Source organism: Crateriforma conspicua, from assembly GCF_007752935.1.
Classification (GTDB): Bacteria; Planctomycetota; Planctomycetia; order Pirellulales; family Pirellulaceae; genus Crateriforma; species Crateriforma conspicua.
In genome coordinates, this window is record NZ_CP036319.1 from 6983310 (window position 1) to 6999672 (window position 16363).

A 16363-nucleotide genomic window follows, 5' to 3' on the forward strand; every position below is an offset into this window, starting at 1 on the left:
CGGTTTGGCCACTGTCCATTCCTTTTCCGTCCTTCCAGTCGAACATGAAATCCGTAATTCCTATCGCCAATCGATCCCATCTGTTGTCGCCCGCGGTCCGTATTGCCGGATTGCCGCTGGGCCTTTTTCTGATGATCGCCGCTGTGACCACCGAGGCCCGAGCCGACGATTGGCCCGGTTGGATGGGTGCCGGCCGTGACGGTGTTTATAGCGAATCAGGGATCATCGACGCGATCCCGCCCGGCGGCCTGAAAGCCAAGTGGCGTCATCCGATCGCCGGCGGCTATGCCGGACCTGCCGTGGCCGACGGGCGTGTGTTCGTCTTCGATTACCAGCGATCTGCCGGCGAAGCGGTCAACAGCCCCAACAGCCGCGCCAATCTGCAGGGTGTCGAACGCTTGATCGCCTTGGACGCCGAAACCGGCGAAGAATTGTGGAAACACCAATACGACTGCCCCTACAGCATCAGCTATCCCGCCGGCCCACGATGCACGCCGACCGTGGACGGTGACCACGTCTATATCTTGGGCAGCGAAGGCGACCTGCATTGCCTGAACGTCGCCAACGGCGACTTGGTTTGGGCACGCAATTTCAAGAAAGAATTCGGTGCCGAAGTCCCGATCTGGGGCTTCGCATCGCACCCGCTGATCATCGGCGACCTGCTGTACACGATGGTCGGCGGCAACGGCCAAGGCATCGTTGCGTTTGACAAAAACACGGGCGACGTTCGCTGGAAGGCCTTGGACACCAACGCGGGTTACTGTCCGCCCACCTTGATCGAGGCCGGCGGAACGCGTCAGTTGATTGCGTTTCATCCCAACGGGATCACATCCCTGAACCCCACCAGCGGCGAAGTGTTTTGGACCGTCGACTTGGCCCCCATGTACGAAATGTCGATCGCACGTCCGATGGTCGATGCCGATCTGATGTACGCCAGCGGGATCGGCAGCGAATCCGTCATGCTGCGTTTAAGCAGTGACCAACCGGCGGCCGAAGAACTGTGGCGAGGCGAACGAGACGAAGCGTTGTATTCCAGCAACGCGACCCCCATGTTCGTCGACGGAATCCTGTACGGCAGCGATTGCCATCAAGGGTCACTGATCGCGGTGGATGCCAAAGACGGCAGTCGCATTTGGCAATCGTTCCGGCCCACCGTGCCGGACGCCACCGAACGGCAAAAGAAAGTGGGCGTCAAACACGGCACCGCATTCGTCACCCGATTGGGACAGTCCGATCGGTACCTGGTGTTCGGCCAGACCGGCGACCTGATGATCGCCACACTGGATGAAACCGGTTTCCACGAACACGGCCGCTTCCATGCGGTCGATGCCACCGGCGAAGCGTTCGGTAACGATGTCGTCTGGACGCATCCCGCCTACGCCAACCGAACGGCCTACATCCGCAACGACAAAGAAATCGCCGCGTTTGATTTGTCCAAATAAGACTTTTCGACGTCACCACCGAGGCGATCGCAAGAGCCGCGTGGGACGAACCGCTCAGACTTCGTCCGCCGTTGCGATCGCCGTTTGCCAACGCTCGATTTGGGCCCGCACCTGATCAGGCGCCGTGCTGCCATAACTGCAAAACGCGTCGACCGCGTTTCGGCTGCCCAGCACGTCATAGACGCTGTCATCAATCTCCGGTGCATGCGACTGGAACACTTCGATCGGCAGGTCAGCCAACGGAACGTCGCGCGACATCGCTTCGCCGACGATGGCACCGACCAAATGATGGGCGGTCCGTTGTGGCATCCCACGGCGGATCATCCATTCCATCAACGTCGTCGCGTCCAGATACCCCTTTTCCAATCGGTCGGCGATCTTTTCCCGATTCAGCTCGCTTTCGCGGACCATCGGCGAGGCCAATTCCAACATCGCTTCGATCGTGTCAAATGAATCGAACAACGGTGGCTTGTCTTCCTGCAGATCGCGGTTGTACGCCAGCGGCAGATTTTTGACCAACAGCATCAACGTTTGCAGATTGCCCATCACCCGGGCGGACTTGCCACGGGTCAATTCCAGGGTGTCGGGATTGATCTTTTGCGGCATGATGCTGCTGCCGGTACAGAACGTTTGGGGCAACCGGATGAAATCAAATTCAACGGTGCTCCACAAAATCCACTCCTCCGCCCATCCGCTCAGGTGCAACGCGATGGTTGACAGCACAAACGCGGATTCGATCAAAAAATCACGATCGCTGCTGGTGTCCAAACTGTTGGCCGTCGGCGAATCAAACCCCAATGCCGCGGCGGTCTGATCACGATCGATCGGTAACGTGGTGCCGGCCACCGCGGCGACGCCCAGGCTGCACTGGTTCACCCGTCGGCGACAATCCGCGACGCGCTCGCGATCACGCGCAAACTTTTCGACATAAGCCAACCAATAATGCGGTGCCAAAACCGGTTGAGCACGCTGCAGGTGGGTGTAGGCGGGCAGGATACAGTCGAAATCCGCGTCGCATCGCGACAGAAACGCACGCTGTAAATCGGCCAGCAAAGCATCCACGCGATCCAGCGCGTCGCGAACCCACAGACGGGTGTCGGTGCTGACCTGGTCATTGCGACTACGGGCGGTGTGCAGCTTGCGTCCGACATCGCCCAGACGCTCAATCAAGGCCTGTTCGATGTGCATGTGGATGTCTTCCAGTTCGAAGCGAAACGGCATTTTGCCGGCTTCGATCTCCGCACCAATCTCCGTCAACGCATCCCGAATTTGCTGAAACTCCTGGGAGCTGATCAGACCGACGGTCGACAGCATTTCGGCATGCGCGATGCTGCCGCGAATGTCGTGACGGTAAAGACGCGAATCGAAACTGATGCTTTCGGCATAAGCTTCAAGACGTTGATCGGTGTCGGCGGCGAACACGCCGCTGCGCGATGGACTTGCCACTGGATTGACTGTTCCCAAGGTTCGGCCGGATGAATAATGTGGACTGCGACCAAGCAGTATGACCGCGACGCCCCCACACCCAAAGACCACGCGATGCGTTTGCCATCGATTCTGTTTTCTGTGACCTGCACGGCTTGGATGCTGGTGGCATCCGCCCCGACCGCCGTCGCGGTCGATATCCTGGCCACGGCCATCCCGGGGTCCCCGTTCGGCGTGGCCACCGTCGAAATCCCGTTGCCGGTCCCGGTCGTCGGCGAACCGTTGCCGCCGCTGACCGTCGACGAAGCATCCGGTCGGGTGTTTTACCCGATCGCCGAAGACACCCGAGTCGACACCGCCGTGCGGCCGTCCGATCGCCCCCTGCCGCCACAGGGGCGCGGCCGTTTGTTGGGACGCCTGGGCAACCTGATTCGTGAAATCGCCAGCGATGAAGAACCGCTGCAACAAACCGTCGCCCGGCGCGTGACGTTCTTGTTCAAAGGCGATGGTCCTCTGGTGATCACCCTGGCCGATTCGCGTGGCTCGATCGGAACCTATGACATCGTCCCGACCCCAGACCCGGCGACGCACGCGGCGATGCTGAACCAATGGTGGTCGGTCTACACCGACGCGGCCAAGCGACAAATTGATTCGGCCGACTATCCGACTTATGTGGAAGACTACCTGGTGGCCATGCTGGCCGGCCGATTGAATCTGCCGCTTCCCGATTGGTACTTGGCCGAAGACGATTCCGAAGCAGCGTTGACCGATACGTTGAAATTGATCGGCGGTGCCACCGATGTGGCGCAGCGAATTTATCGCGAAGCTGCCGCAGGAATGCGTGATACCACCGGCGGCGAGGACCAGACTTTACCCGCGCCGCCGGCATGGTTGCCACCCGACGTGCCACCGGGCACCGACGATGTGCCCACCGAACCGATCGCGGATCGTGTTCCGCCGGAATGTTTCTACATTCGCTATGGATCTTTCGCGAACTATCTGTGGTTCCGCGATCTGTCGGAAGAATACGGCGGCGACCTATCACGCATGATCACTCTGTCGGGGATTCAACAGCTGGGATCGCTGCAACTGGAAAAGCAGCTGCACCTACAGACCAACGAACTGTCACGGATGTTGGGGCCGACGGTCATCAAGGACCAAGCCCTGGTCGGCCGCGATCTGTTCCTGGGCGATGGCGCGACGATGGGTGTGCTGTTCGAACCGGTCAACACGTTCTTGCTGCGAACATCCATCAACCAAGACCGCACATCACTGGCCGCTTCGGACGACGCGGTCACGCTGACCGACGTCGACATCGCCGGCCAGAAAGCGACCCTGCTGCGCAGCGCGGACAATCAAATCCGGTCCTTCATGGTCGAATTCGACGGGTACATCTTCGTCACCAACAGTGAAACGTTGGCCCGGCGGTTTGTCGCAGTCGGCAAGTCGGGTGATTCCTTGGCACAGACACCGTCTTTCCGCTTCGCCCGCCAATTGATGCCTCTGACGCGTAACGACACGATCTTTGCCTATTTCTCCCCGTTGATGCTGCAGGGCCTGGTCGCACCGGACAACATGATCGAACTTCGACGCCGCATGCATGCCGAATCGGACATCGCTTTGGTGCACGTCGCTCGCCTTGCCGCGGCGGCCGAAGGCAGCCCCGCGCGATCGATTGCCCAGTTGACCGACGCCGGGTACTTGCCGGCGGGTTTTTCGAAACGGGCCGACGGCAGCAGCGTGTTCGAAATCGGCGACGACATCATGGACACCAAACGAGGCGCCCGTGGTTACTTTCTGCCGATCGCGGACGCATCGGTTGACAAGGTCACCGCAGAAGAAGCCCGCTGGTATGAACGGATCGCCGACGACTATTCGACACGCTTCCGGCAGCTTGATCCGATCATGGCCGGCATCCAGCGGACCAAACTGGAGGACGGATCGGGTAACGAACGCTTGACCGCGCACGTCGAAATCGCACCATGGAGCCCCGAAAAATACGGCACCATCGCCCAACAGCTCGGACCGCCGACCAACGTCGCGATGGATTTCGCCCCCGATGACATCGTCGCCGTGCAAGCCCACGTGGCCAGCGAATTGCTGGGGCCGCCCACGCATCTGTTCGTCGGCATCAAGGATTCGATTCCCCCGCAACCCGACGATTTTGATGGGCTGATCGCCACGTACCGGGCCTTGAAATCGCTGCCGGCTTACCTGGGTGCGTGGCCACAACCTGGCGCGCTCGATCGCCTGCCCTTGGGCCTGGGACGCGGCGTCCCGGTCAGCCCCGGGATGAGCCGATTGATCGGCGGCGTGTATCGCTATACCGGCGGTGGATTCAGCGTCCTCAGCTTCTATCCCGACTTGTTGCAAGCCAGTTTGCCACACATGGGAGCAATCGAAGTGGACGATCGCGCCCAAGTCCGCGCCCACATCGGCGACCTCAGCGAAAGCTTGTTGAAACACTGGGTCAACGACCAGCTGTATCAACGGGCCGCGGTCGGCAGCCAAAGTGGCGCCAATTTCCTGAACCTCCTCTCACGACAACTACGCGTTGCACCGGAGCAAGCGACACCGTCCGCCGAATTGATCTTGGGTGGTCCGTTACAGTGCCCGCTGGGCGGCCGGTACGAACATTCCCCCACGCATCACCAATGGGTCAGCACTCGTTGGAGCAACCGATCGGCCGCCGACACGATGCCCGACGACTACGTCGCCCCCATCATGCAATGGTTCCGTGGCGCCGACGCGAAGCTGACTCAGTACGACGATCGCGTGGTCGTCGACGCGGTGGTCGATGTGGCCCGCCAATGACCCGCAACCACCACCGGCGAATCAGCCAACGGTTGCCCAACAGCCGTTGAATCATTCGATCAATGATCGAAACCAGCGGGCCCCTACGACGCCGCGACGAACCTCGCATCCCGCTGACCAAAGCCCGCGCGATCCGCCAGCGCATCGGCCACCGCCTGGACCGGCCCCAGATAGTCGCCCACCACGAACGTCACGTCGCGATGACGTGCCTTTGCCTGATCGACTTGGCCCTGAATCGCTTCGTACAACCGCCCCATGAACAACAGGTGTGGCTGGACAATGATGCGTTGGGGACGCCGCACCGAAACGACGCGATCAATCACCTCGGGCAATCGTGGCTGCGCCATCGCGTAGAAAGCGGTATCAAAGGTCACATCCGGAAAGCGTCTTGCGACCACCTCGGTCAACACCCGCATGTCCGCTTGGGCACAAGAATCATGGCTGCCACGCCCGACCATGATCACCGCAGTTTCCGAATTCGGCGGGTCTTCATTTCCGACATCATTGGTACCGGAAACCGGTCGGTCCTGGCCGTTTCGGCCTGCGCGAATACCGCACTGTTCGATGCGGTGCGCGACCCAGCGAATCAGATCCGCCTGACGACTGATCGGTCCGCACTGGTCCCAGGTGATACCTGGGGTCTGCGACGCCGCCGCCGCAACCGCTTCGGGAATGTCTTGCTTGGCGTGCCCGGCGGCGAACAACAACAGCGGTGCGACGCGAACGTGGTCAACGCCTTGATCGACCAGACACTGCCATGCGTCTGAAATGGTCGGCGTCTGAAATTCCAGCAAAGCCTCGGCCACCGGCCGGGGTGCCATCCGTTGACGCACCAATTCGGCCAGCCGAAAAAATTCCTCGGTGCCCCGCTGGTCACGGGTACCGTGGCCGATCAGCAACAGACCGGCCGATTCATCGGCGCCGGAATTCTTATCCAAAGGGTTCAGCGGCAAAACGTTACTGGACCACCGACGAATCTTTGTAACCGGATTCGTCCAATCGGCTGATCGCCGCGGTGACGTCGAAACCGGGTTCATAGCTGACGACGACCTGGCGGTTGTCCAAGATGCCTTCCTCTTTTTGTGCATCCAATTCGACCGTCTTCACACCGTCGACGGACTCCAAAGCCTTTTTGACTTTGGGATAGCAATTGAATTCACAGTGCATGCCGGGGACGGCAACGGTCAGGGTGCCCGAATCGGTCATCACGGCCGGCTTGGCTTCCACGGCCGTCTCGGTGGCCTCTTGTTGCGGCGGCATGTTGGCGACCGCAATCATGATGCCCAGGGCGGCGACGGCGGCGACAGCGTACAGAACGGGACGCATGAATAACTCCGGATAAGCTGGGGAAGATAACCAAGATCGTTAAAAGGCGGCGTCACACAAAAAATCGTGGGCTTCAAAACGCCACCGCGATCCTTCTTCCACGATGACCATTTTTCCCCTGCAAGGCAAGGTTTTGGGTGTCGAAATCGCATCACTCTTGACCTGAACGGCCCGAATCGGCGATTCCTCGGCAGAACCGAGATTGAACTTGAGCGGAAACACGCGTTTGCCGCATTTTTTCCGATTTTGCCCCTTTGCCGAGCCCGCAATCCGATGCGAAGCCCCGCCGCCGCATGTCTGATTTGGTGCTGCCTGAATTCGATGCTGGCGGCCCAGACCGGGTACGGCCCGGTCGCGCCGGCGTATTCGCCGAGTGCTTTTACGACGACGGCCCAGCTGGACCCCTATGCGATGGTCGTCCCGACAGACTACATCGCATCGCCGATGGGTGCCTTTCCCGACGGGATCACCGACGGAATGTTGGTCCCCATGGCTAACGACCTGACCGGACGCTTTTCCGATCGGCTGTGGTTCAGCGCGGAATACCTGTATTGGCGTCCCGAAGGCATGCACACCCCCGCCCTGGCGACCACCAGCAGCACCGGGACACCGCAAAACGAAGCCGGCATTCTGGGCTTTCCCAACACGACCGTTCTGTTCGGCGGACGCAAGATCAACGACGACACCCAAGGCGGCTTTCGTTTGCGAGGCGGCATGTGGTGGACTCCGGCGGCCAACCTGGGAATCCAGTGGGAATACTTTGACTTGGCCGAACAAGGCGACGGCTTCGCGCGGTCCGCCAGCGGAACGACCATCCTGGCCCGCCCGTTTTTTGACACCACCAATGACCGCGAAACCGCCCAACTGATCGCCTTTCCCAATCTGGTCGAAGGACAACTGCGAATCGCCACCCACAGCAAGCTGCGCTCGTTTTCGCTCAGCGCCCGTGGCGGAATCTGTCCCCGGTGCGACGGTTTGTGCGCTTGCGGCCCCAGCGATCGGATGGACTGGATCGTCGGATATCGGTGCTTGAAGCTGAATGATGCGATTCGCTTCGAAGAAAATCTGAATTCTCTGGTCACCGCAACGCCGGGAACCATCGCGCTGAACGAATCGTTCGAATCCAGCAACAAGTTTGACGGGATTCAATTGGGATTCGTCCGGCGTGTCCATTACCGCAACGTTTGGGGCGAAACTCTGATGCGTGTCTCGGTGGGCCGCAACGAACAAACGGTCCAAATTTCGGGAACCAGTGATTTGACGGAATTCGGGGTCACCGAAAGCTTCACCGGCGGCTTGCTGGCCCAGCGCAGCAACATCGGCACGCACAGCCGCGATGAATTCGTGATGATCCCCGAACTGGGATTCACGCTGGGGTTCCGAGTGACCGATTGGTTGGATGCCACCCTGGGATACACGGTGCTGTATTTCCCAAATGTCGTTCGCGCCGGCGACCACATCGATACCGACGTGAATCCGAACTTGATCCCCGAAGAAACCGTACCACTGACAGGTTCGCTGCGGCCCCAGTTCTACTTCAACGAGACGGACTATTTCGCACACGGGCTAAGCATCGGTGGCGAAATTCGGTTCTAATTTCGACAACGGCGGAACTAGGCGTGGCGGGACGATCCGTGCGACCCGATTCGTCGCGATTCTTCTGCTTTGATGGTGACTGCCATGTCTGAATCCTTCTCACCGATCCGCGAAATTCTGGTCCCCATGGACTTCAGCGAATGCTCGGTGTCCGCGCTGAATTTTGCCAAGCGGTTGGCGTCTGCCTGCGACGCACGGTTGCACCTGCTGTATGTCGACGATGACCCGATCTTGATCCAAGAATGCACGGGCCAAAAGTTTCGTGACGAGCACGAAGACAAGATGGCGATGCGGTTCATCGAGCACCTGACCGCACAGGAACGCGAAACGTTTGACGTCCAATTGTCAGTGCGTCTGGGCACCGCCAGCCACGAAATCGTCAACTACGCCGAAGAACGCGACATCGACATGATCGTGATCGGTAACGTCGGACGATCGATGGTTTCCACCGTCTTGCTCGGCAGCGTGACCAGCCACGTCATCGCCGGTGCCAAATGCCCGGTCACGTCGGTCAAAGTCGGCCAAGGCTGATCGGACTGCAGGGCCCAAGCTTGATCGCGCTGCGGGGCCCAGGGCCGATCCGATCAGCGACACGTTTGCGGATCGACCACCGCCACCGGTCTTTCAAAAGGGTGGCGGTTTTCGCGGGACAGGCGGCTTGATTCTTTGGCCGCTTCCGAGGCGTTTCGTCGCTTTTGATCCCCCAGAGACTCCGATTTCCCCGACCCGGGTGGGGAATTGTCGAGAATTGGTGGGTGCCGATCGTAGACAATCTGGATTCCACACATCGCGCGATCTTGGGGTGCCGTTTGGGCAACCCGATCTGGGCGGGGCGATGATGCGGACCCCGAAGATGGTGCGAAAACCGTCCGACGACGCAACGTTCCCATGGCAAAGCCGGCGGATGCTGCGATTTGCCTCCTCCGAGCTTCCACTTTTCAGTGCCATGTGGTGCCCCCAAGTCATACCTGCCGGCCGACGAATCCGTCATAATGGCCGCGTGTTTGGCCGACACACCGCTCGCCACCGCCCCACCGGCTCCCACCACGCCCCACCGGCCCCATGGTGACGTGCTGCAACGCCCATGCTTTCGCACCACATCTTCGACCTGCGACTCTTCGTCCCCCGTCAAACGCTTGACGCCGCGCGAGGGACCCTTCATATTGTTAACTGTTGACAACCTGGCCGTTGTCGCCACTCATTGCTGAGGCTTTCATCATGGGCTCGCTTCCACGCACCATCCGCGAACAAGTCACCAACGAAATTCGCGATCAATTGGTCACGGGCCAGTTCCCCGCCGGCACCACGCTTCGCGAAACCGATCTGGCCGAACGCTTCGGCGTCAGCCGCGGTCCGATTCGCGATGCCTTTCTGCAATTGTCCAACGAAGGTTTTTTGACCTACCAGGCCAACCGCGGCGTCACCGTTCGGCACCCGCCGGATCCCGAGGACCGCGAATTGATCACGTCGCTTCGCAAGCAATTGGAAACGCACGTGATTCAAAAGGGTCTGGGCGATTTGACCGACGCCCAAATCACAAAGATCAAAGACGCCTTGGATCACTTGCAGTCGGCCTGTGAACAGGGTGACGTCGCCCGCATCGCGCGTCGCGATATCCAGTTCCATGAAGCCTTTTTGACCGCCTGCGGTGGCGAAGACCTTTTGCCCGCTTGGCGTCACCTGTGCTCGCGCATGTTGCTGACCTACACGCGTTTGACGGACTACATGAAAGTCTTTCACGAACACGTCGTGATTTTCGATGCACTTCAGGATCGCAAGAAAGCGGCGGCAATCACGGCCATCAAAGCCAACATCCGTTGATACCTTTGGCGGCAAATTCCCCCCACGGCCGCCGAAGCCCCACCTCCCCACGATTGACAGGCTTCTCCCATGGTCGAAGGAATCATTTGGGCTCTCTTTGCAGGCTTGATGCTGGGCCTGTATGCCCTGCCCGCCAAATTCACCAAAGGCTTCAAGGAAGAAAACACTTGGGGCCTGTTCTTCATGCTGACGATGTTCGTCGTCCCCATCCTGGCGACTTTTCTGATCATGAAAGGCGTCGGAAACATCTATGGTGCCGAAGACGTCCAAGCCGTTTTACCCAAGATGGTTGTGACCAGTGTCCTGTGGGGAATCGGCGTGATGATGTGGGGCAAAGCGATTCACCACATCGGTGTCTCGCTAGGGTTTTCCATCTTCATCGGCACCGTGATCTTGGTCGGATCACTGATGCCTTTCTTGGTCGAAGGTTTGCCGGAATCCAAAGTGTTCCTGACCATCATGGTCGGGTTGCTGTTCGTTCTGGCCGGCATCTTTGCCAACGGCAAAGCGGGCATCACCCGCGAAGCCGACGAAGCGGCGGCGAAATCAGAGTTACCCGAAGACGAAGACAGCGACAGCGAATCGGCTGACAAAAAATCGATGGCCGCCGGCATCCTGATCGCAATCGTCGGCGGGCTGCTGGCCACCGGATTTAGTTTCGCCAATGCAGTCGGACGACCGCCGCTGCACGCCGCCAGCCAGGCACAGGGCAACCCCGAATGGGTCACCGCGCTGGCCGTGATGTTTCCGATCTTTTTAAGCGGCGGGGTGATCATGGCGGGCTACTTTGCTTGGCAACTGACGCAAAAGAAAGCTTGGGGTGATTTTGCCGCGCCGTCGCTGGCCAAGAACTTTGTGCTGATCTTTGTCATGGCCGTTTTCCATTACGCGGCATCCGCCGTGTTCGCCTACGCGGCATTCAAGTTGGGCGCCGTTGGTAATACGGTCGGCTATGCCATCTTCAACACCGCCTGTGTCGTGACGGCCATCGTCAGCGGGATCGTGACGGGCGAATGGAAACTGGCTTCGTCGAAAGCCAAGAACTTGCTGTACGCCGGACTGACCTGCATGGTCATCGGCATCCTGATCATTTCGCTCGGCAACAAGTTCGCGACCGAAGAACCGGCCGCCGACGAAGTCGTTGCCAGTGAACGGTTGTCGGTCGAATCCACTTCCTGATTCGACGATTCGTCGCCCACATCCTTTGGTCCGTCAGGGGTCATTCGGTGACCCAGCGGACGCGGCGGAAATTTCAAACGACTCGATCGAACCCTCCGTGTTTGAACTGTCGACATTCAACAAAATCGTTTTCTCGTTCCCCTGTCTCGTCGCCTTCACTTTCTCCCCTCCCCCATTCCCCGCACGGCGGTCCAACGATGCAACTTAGCAAGTCGCCCTTCGGTACCTTCGAAAACCAACCCGTCGAACTTTGGACACTGGCCAATGATCATGGTGTGACGGTCAAGCTGATGACTTATGGTGGAACCGTCACCTCCATTCGCGTACCCGACGGATCGGGCAACATCGACGATATCGTCTGTGGCTTTGACACGTTGGACGGTTACTTCAGCGAAGAATACAAAACCAATTCGCCCTATTTTGGTTGTCTGGTCGGACGCTATGCCGCCCGCATCAAAGACGGACGCTTTGAATTGGATGGCAAGACCTATCAATTGGCGACCAACGACGGCCCCAATCATTTGCACGGTGGCGTTCGCGGCTTTGATAAACGCCTTTGGGACGTCATCGATACAACCGAAAGCACTGATGAAGTTTCTGTCACGTTGCAGTTGATCAGTCCCGATGGCGAAGAAAGCTATCCGGGCCGCTTGGATACCAAAGTTCAGTATCTGTTGAACAACGACAATGAACTTCGGATCCACTATCTAGCCGAAACCGATCAGGCGACCCCGGTGTCATTGACCAATCACACCTATTTCAATCTGAACGGATTCCGCGATACCGTTTTGGATCATGTCGTGCAATTGGACAGCCCACGTTACATGGTTCCCGACGACACGAACGTTCCGGTCGGTGATGAAGCCGACGTGGCGGGAACCGCCGCCGACTTCAATCAACCCAAACGCATCGGCGACGCGTTCGATGAATTGCCGATGGGTTTTGAACACTTTTATGTGTTCCCGTCCCACGACGGATCGCTGCGAACGATCGCATCAGTGAACGAACCTTCGACCGGTCGACGCTTGGAAGTCCAATCCACCGAACCGGGCACACTTTTCTACACGGGCCGCTACACCTCCGACGCACTGCGGCGTGAAAGTGGTGCCGCGTTCGGCCAGTTTCGTGCCTTCTGCTTGGAAACATCCAAGCTACCCAACGGCCCAAATTTGCCGTCGGCTCCGAAGTCCGTTCTGCAGCCGGGCGAAACCTACGATGAAACCACCGTTTACAAATTCGGCTGGTCATCCAACGCCTAACTTTCCCACGTCAATGCGTCCCTGTTCGAAACCATCGGCTGCATTGACGTCCCCTCATTTCCCCAATCAACACCTTACTTGGATCACTTGTGATGAAGTCCGCCCAGTATGTCGGCAATCGCAGCATCGACATCGGTGACAGTCAAAGCATTGCCCCCGGCCCCGGCGAAGCCCGCTTGGAAGTCGCCTATTGTGGAATTTGTGGCACCGACATTCACATCTTTCACGGTGCGATGGACCAGCGTGTGCAGATGCCTCAGATTATCGGCCACGAGGTGTCCGCGACGGTCGCCGAAGTCGGCCCTGACGTGTCCGATGTCCAGGTCGGACAGCGTGTTGCCGTTCGGCCGCTGAAATTTGGCCAACCGGCATCCTTCGACAAAGGACATGCGCACGTCGGCAAGAACTTGAAGTTCATCGGCATCGACATGCCCGGCGGAATGCAGTCGTCTTGGACCGTCCCCGCCTACACTCTGCACACCCTGCCCGATTCGCTGTCGATGCAACACGGCGCCATGATCGAACCGGCCGCGGTCGCCTGTCACGATGCTCGGCTGGGCGAAGTGAAAGCCGGCGAAACTTGCGTCGTCATCGGCGGAGGTCCGATCGGACTGTTGATCGCGTTGGTCGCCATGGACAAAGGCGCCAAAGTCATCTTGTCCGAAGTCAATGAATCACGCTTGGCCCTGGCCAAGTCGCTGGGTATGGAAGCGGTCAACCCGATGCAGCAAGATCTGGTCGCCGAGGTCAGCAAGCTGACCGATGGCGGCATGGCCGATTGTGTCTTTGAAGTTTCCGGATCGGCCCCCGGCGTGGAAGTCATGACGGAACTGCCAAACGTCCGCGGACGCATCGTCATGGTTGCGATTCACCCGCAACCCAAGCCGGTCAACCTGTTCAAATTCTTCTGGTCCGAAATCCGCATGATCGGCGCACGCCTGTACGAAGAACAAGACTTCGACGAAGCGATCCGCTTGGCCGACGCGGACAAACTGCACCTGGACAAACTGATCACCGAAGTCGTGCCGATCGAAAAGACCCAGCAGACCTTCGAAGCCATCGATGCCAACCCCGACGGCATCAAGTACCTCATTCAATGCAACGCCTAGGACGAAACCGACATGACCATTTTGGATACCTTTGATCTGTCCGGAAAAACCGCTTTGGTGACCGGATGCAAACGTGGCATCGGAAAAGCGATGGCCGTGGGACTGGCCGAAGCCGGTGCCGACGTGATCGGCGTTTCCGCTTCGTTGGAATCTTCCGGCAGTGCCGTCGAACAGGAAATTCAAGCGACGGGACGCAAATTCAGCGCCTATCAATGTGACTTTTCTGATCGCAAAGCCGTCCATGCGTTTATCGAAAAGGCCAAGGCCGATCATCCGAAGATCGACATCCTGATCAATAACGCGGGCACCATCTTGCGCAAACCGGCCGCCGAACACCCCGATGAATATTGGGACAAGGTGATCGAAGTCAACTTGAACGCCCAATTCATTTTGTCGCGTGAATTCGGTCGCGAAATGGTCGAACGTGGCGAAGGCAAAATCATCTTCACCGCATCCCTGTTGACCTTCCAGGGCGGCATCACGGTCCCAGGTTACGCGGCCAGCAAAGGCGGCATCGGACAACTGACCATGGCCCTGGCCAACGAATGGGCCGGCAAGGGTGTCAACGTCAACGCGATCGCGCCGGGCTACATTGCCACCGACAACACGCAGGCCCTTCGCGAAGACGCGGTCCGCAGCGAACAAATCTTGACGCGAATCCCCGCCGGACGTTGGGGCGAACCCGACGACTTTAAAGGCCCGGCCGTCTTCCTGGCTTCCGACGCCGCACGCTACGTCCACGGCGCAGTGCTGTTGGTCGACGGTGGCTGGATGGGGCGCTAAAGATTTTGGGTTTCTGGTTTCGCTTTCCTCGCACCGACCTGCGGGGAAAGCACACATTTGGACGGTTGACCGAACCGATTCCGCCTCCGATCCACGCCTGTTCCATCTCCGATTCAAAAAGCTGTTATGTCCCAATCGATGCACGAAACTCGTGATGGCGTTGACCACTATCGCATGCTGATCAACGGTGAATTCGTTGATTCGACCAGCGGTGACGTCATCCAAGTGGAAAACCCGACCAACGAAGATGCCGTCTACAGCGTTCCCAATGGAAACGCCGAAGACGCAACCTCGGCCTTGCAAGCCGCGCAAGCCGCCTTCCCCGCCTGGGCCGCCATGCCCGCCGTCCAGCGTGGTGAAATTCTGGCAAGATTTGCTTCGCTGATCCGTGACAATCGCGAGCGTTTGGCCAAAATCTTGGTCACCGAAATGGGCAAGACTTATCAGTTGGCCTTGGGGGAAGTCGACGTGTCGGCCGACTTCATTAACTTCCCCGCCCAAGCCGCCCGGCGAATCGAAGGCGACATCTTGCCCTCGGACCTGCCCAACGAACACATCATGATCCATAAGGTTCCTTATGGTGTGACCGTTGGTATCGCGGCATGGAATTTCCCACTGGCGCTCGCGTGCCGAAAGATCGGCCCCGCTCTGACCACCGGGAACGTGATGGTTGTCAAACCACCGTCGGTCACCCCGGTGGCCGTGTTGGCCTTGGGCGAACTGGCCATTCAAGCCGGAATTCCCAAGGGAGTTTTGAATCTGGTCACCGGCGGCGGATCGACCATGGGCGAAGAACTGGTCACCAACAAGATCACGCGTTTGGTCACCATGACGGGGTCCACCGCAACGGGCCAACAGATCTTCCGCAAAGCGTCCGACCGTCTGACCGCCGTCCGACTCGAACTCGGCGGCAAAGCGCCGTTCATCTTGTTGGCCGATGGCGATGTCGATCAGGCCGTCGAAGCCGCCGTCGTCTCGCGTCACTTAAACAGCGGCCAAGTCTGTACCTGTCCGGAACGCTTTTATATCCACGAAGCAGTCTATGACGAATTTTTGGAAAAATACGTCGCCGCTGTCGGAAAACTGACGATCGGCGATCCAATGAAAGACGACACCGATATCGGCCCCAAGGTCAACGCGTATGAAACGGACCAATTGGAAAAAGTGGTCCAACAAGCGGTCGCCGACGGTGCCAAACTCGCAATCGGCGGAAAACGTCCCGACGGTGACTTTTTCCAGAAAGGCCATTGGTATGAACCAACCGTGCTGACCGAATGTGACAATTCGATGGCAGTGATGCGTGACGAAGTGTTCGGTGTCGTCAGCCCGATCATGAAAATCCAAAGCTATGAGCAAGCCTTGGAATTGGCCAACGATAGCGAGTATGGATTGGCCGCATTCTTATTCACTCACGACATGCGTCTGATCCAGCGTGCCGTGTTGGAATTGGAATTCGGCGAAATCTACGTCAACCGTCCCATGGGCGAACAACGTCAAGGCTTCCACAACGGTCACAAACTCAGTGGCACCGGTGGCGAAGACGGAAAGTACGGGATGGAAAACTATCTCGAAAAGAAAACCATGTATGTCAATTTTTCCAACTAGCCGA

The 16363-nt window shown here is 58.7% G+C and carries 13 protein-coding genes; 10 read left to right on the forward strand and 3 right to left on the reverse strand.

Annotated features, from left to right (window positions below):
- Positions 1 to 44: 44 nt before the first annotated feature.
- Positions 45 to 1442: a PQQ-binding-like beta-propeller repeat protein gene (locus tag Mal65_RS25425; RefSeq protein WP_165701531.1), complete on the forward strand. Its 1398-nt coding sequence runs from the start codon at positions 45 to 47 to the stop codon at positions 1440 to 1442.
- Between the two features lie 54 nt (positions 1443 to 1496).
- Here Mal65_RS25425 and argH read toward each other — a convergent pair whose 3' ends face one another.
- On the reverse strand, positions 1497 to 2888 hold the full coding sequence (argH, locus tag Mal65_RS25430; protein WP_145304216.1) for an argininosuccinate lyase: 1392 nt from the start codon (positions 2886 to 2888) through the stop codon (positions 1497 to 1499).
- Positions 2889 to 2924: 36 nt separating this feature from the next.
- On the opposite strand from argH, the gene Mal65_RS25435 reads away from it, so the two are divergent.
- Positions 2925 to 5681, forward strand: coding sequence for a hypothetical protein (locus tag Mal65_RS25435; RefSeq protein ID WP_145304217.1), 2757 nt, complete (start codon positions 2925 to 2927; stop codon positions 5679 to 5681).
- Between the two features lie 83 nt (positions 5682 to 5764).
- Here Mal65_RS25435 and Mal65_RS25440 read toward each other — a convergent pair whose 3' ends face one another.
- Both Mal65_RS25440 and Mal65_RS25445 read right to left on the reverse strand, forming a co-directional pair.
- Positions 5765 to 6619, reverse strand: coding sequence for a sirohydrochlorin chelatase (locus Mal65_RS25440; protein WP_196784444.1), 855 nt, complete (start codon positions 6617 to 6619; stop codon positions 5765 to 5767).
- A 19-nt stretch (positions 6620 to 6638) separates the two neighbouring features.
- Positions 6639 to 7007, reverse strand: coding sequence for a heavy-metal-associated domain-containing protein (locus Mal65_RS25445; protein WP_145304219.1), 369 nt, complete (start codon positions 7005 to 7007; stop codon positions 6639 to 6641).
- A gap of 273 nt (positions 7008 to 7280) precedes the next feature.
- Between Mal65_RS25445 and Mal65_RS25450 the strand changes: the two genes are divergently transcribed.
- The 8 genes from Mal65_RS25450 (at position 7281) to aldA (ending at position 16359) form a co-directional block, all read left to right on the forward strand.
- Positions 7281 to 8603 (forward strand): BBP7 family outer membrane beta-barrel protein, encoded by a 1323-nt coding sequence (locus Mal65_RS25450; RefSeq protein ID WP_145304221.1) that lies wholly within the window; start codon positions 7281 to 7283, stop codon positions 8601 to 8603.
- Between the two features lie 84 nt (positions 8604 to 8687).
- A complete protein-coding gene (locus Mal65_RS25455) occupies positions 8688 to 9134 on the forward strand; it encodes a universal stress protein (RefSeq protein ID WP_165701532.1) in 447 nt (148 codons plus the stop codon).
- Between the two features lie 687 nt (positions 9135 to 9821).
- The gene (locus tag Mal65_RS25460) at positions 9822 to 10424 is read left to right on the forward strand and encodes a GntR family transcriptional regulator (protein ID WP_145304225.1); all 603 of its coding nucleotides are present in this window, start codon (positions 9822 to 9824) and stop codon (positions 10422 to 10424) included.
- A gap of 69 nt (positions 10425 to 10493) precedes the next feature.
- Positions 10494 to 11603, forward strand: coding sequence for an L-rhamnose/proton symporter RhaT (locus Mal65_RS25465; protein ID WP_145304227.1), 1110 nt, complete (start codon positions 10494 to 10496; stop codon positions 11601 to 11603).
- Positions 11604 to 11800: 197 nt separating this feature from the next.
- The gene (locus Mal65_RS25470) at positions 11801 to 12862 is read left to right on the forward strand and encodes an aldose epimerase family protein (protein ID WP_145304228.1); all 1062 of its coding nucleotides are present in this window, start codon (positions 11801 to 11803) and stop codon (positions 12860 to 12862) included.
- A gap of 92 nt (positions 12863 to 12954) precedes the next feature.
- Entirely contained in the window at positions 12955 to 13971 is a 1017-nt protein-coding gene (locus Mal65_RS25475) for a zinc-dependent alcohol dehydrogenase (RefSeq protein WP_145304230.1), read from the forward strand.
- Positions 13972 to 13989: 18 nt separating this feature from the next.
- The gene (locus Mal65_RS25480) at positions 13990 to 14754 is read left to right on the forward strand and encodes an SDR family NAD(P)-dependent oxidoreductase (protein ID WP_174820233.1); all 765 of its coding nucleotides are present in this window, start codon (positions 13990 to 13992) and stop codon (positions 14752 to 14754) included.
- A gap of 126 nt (positions 14755 to 14880) precedes the next feature.
- Entirely contained in the window at positions 14881 to 16359 is a 1479-nt protein-coding gene (gene aldA / locus Mal65_RS25485; RefSeq protein WP_231131250.1) for an aldehyde dehydrogenase, read from the forward strand.
- Positions 16360 to 16363 lie beyond the last annotated feature (4 nt).

Excerpts from the sequence above, each read along its gene's own strand:
- Mal65_RS25450 (WP_145304221.1), top strand. The coding sequence starts at position 7,281 with ATGCGAAGCCCCGCCGCCGCATGTCTGATTTGGTGCTGCCTGAATTCG.
- Mal65_RS25470 (WP_145304228.1), top strand. The coding sequence starts at position 11,801 with ATGCAACTTAGCAAGTCGCCCTTCGGTACCTTCGAAAACCAACCCGTC.
- Mal65_RS25445 (WP_145304219.1), bottom strand. The coding sequence starts at position 7,007 with ATGCGTCCCGTTCTGTACGCTGTCGCCGCCGTCGCCGCCCTGGGCATC.
- Mal65_RS25435 (WP_145304217.1), top strand. The coding sequence starts at position 2,925 with ATGTGGACTGCGACCAAGCAGTATGACCGCGACGCCCCCACACCCAAA.
- Mal65_RS25465 (WP_145304227.1), top strand. The coding sequence starts at position 10,494 with ATGGTCGAAGGAATCATTTGGGCTCTCTTTGCAGGCTTGATGCTGGGC.
- Mal65_RS25475 (WP_145304230.1), top strand. The coding sequence starts at position 12,955 with ATGAAGTCCGCCCAGTATGTCGGCAATCGCAGCATCGACATCGGTGAC.
- Mal65_RS25425 (WP_165701531.1), top strand. The coding sequence starts at position 45 with ATGAAATCCGTAATTCCTATCGCCAATCGATCCCATCTGTTGTCGCCC.
- aldA (WP_231131250.1), top strand. The coding sequence starts at position 14,881 with ATGTCCCAATCGATGCACGAAACTCGTGATGGCGTTGACCACTATCGC.
- Mal65_RS25460 (WP_145304225.1), top strand. The coding sequence starts at position 9,822 with ATGGGCTCGCTTCCACGCACCATCCGCGAACAAGTCACCAACGAAATT.
- Mal65_RS25455 (WP_165701532.1), top strand. The coding sequence starts at position 8,688 with ATGTCTGAATCCTTCTCACCGATCCGCGAAATTCTGGTCCCCATGGAC.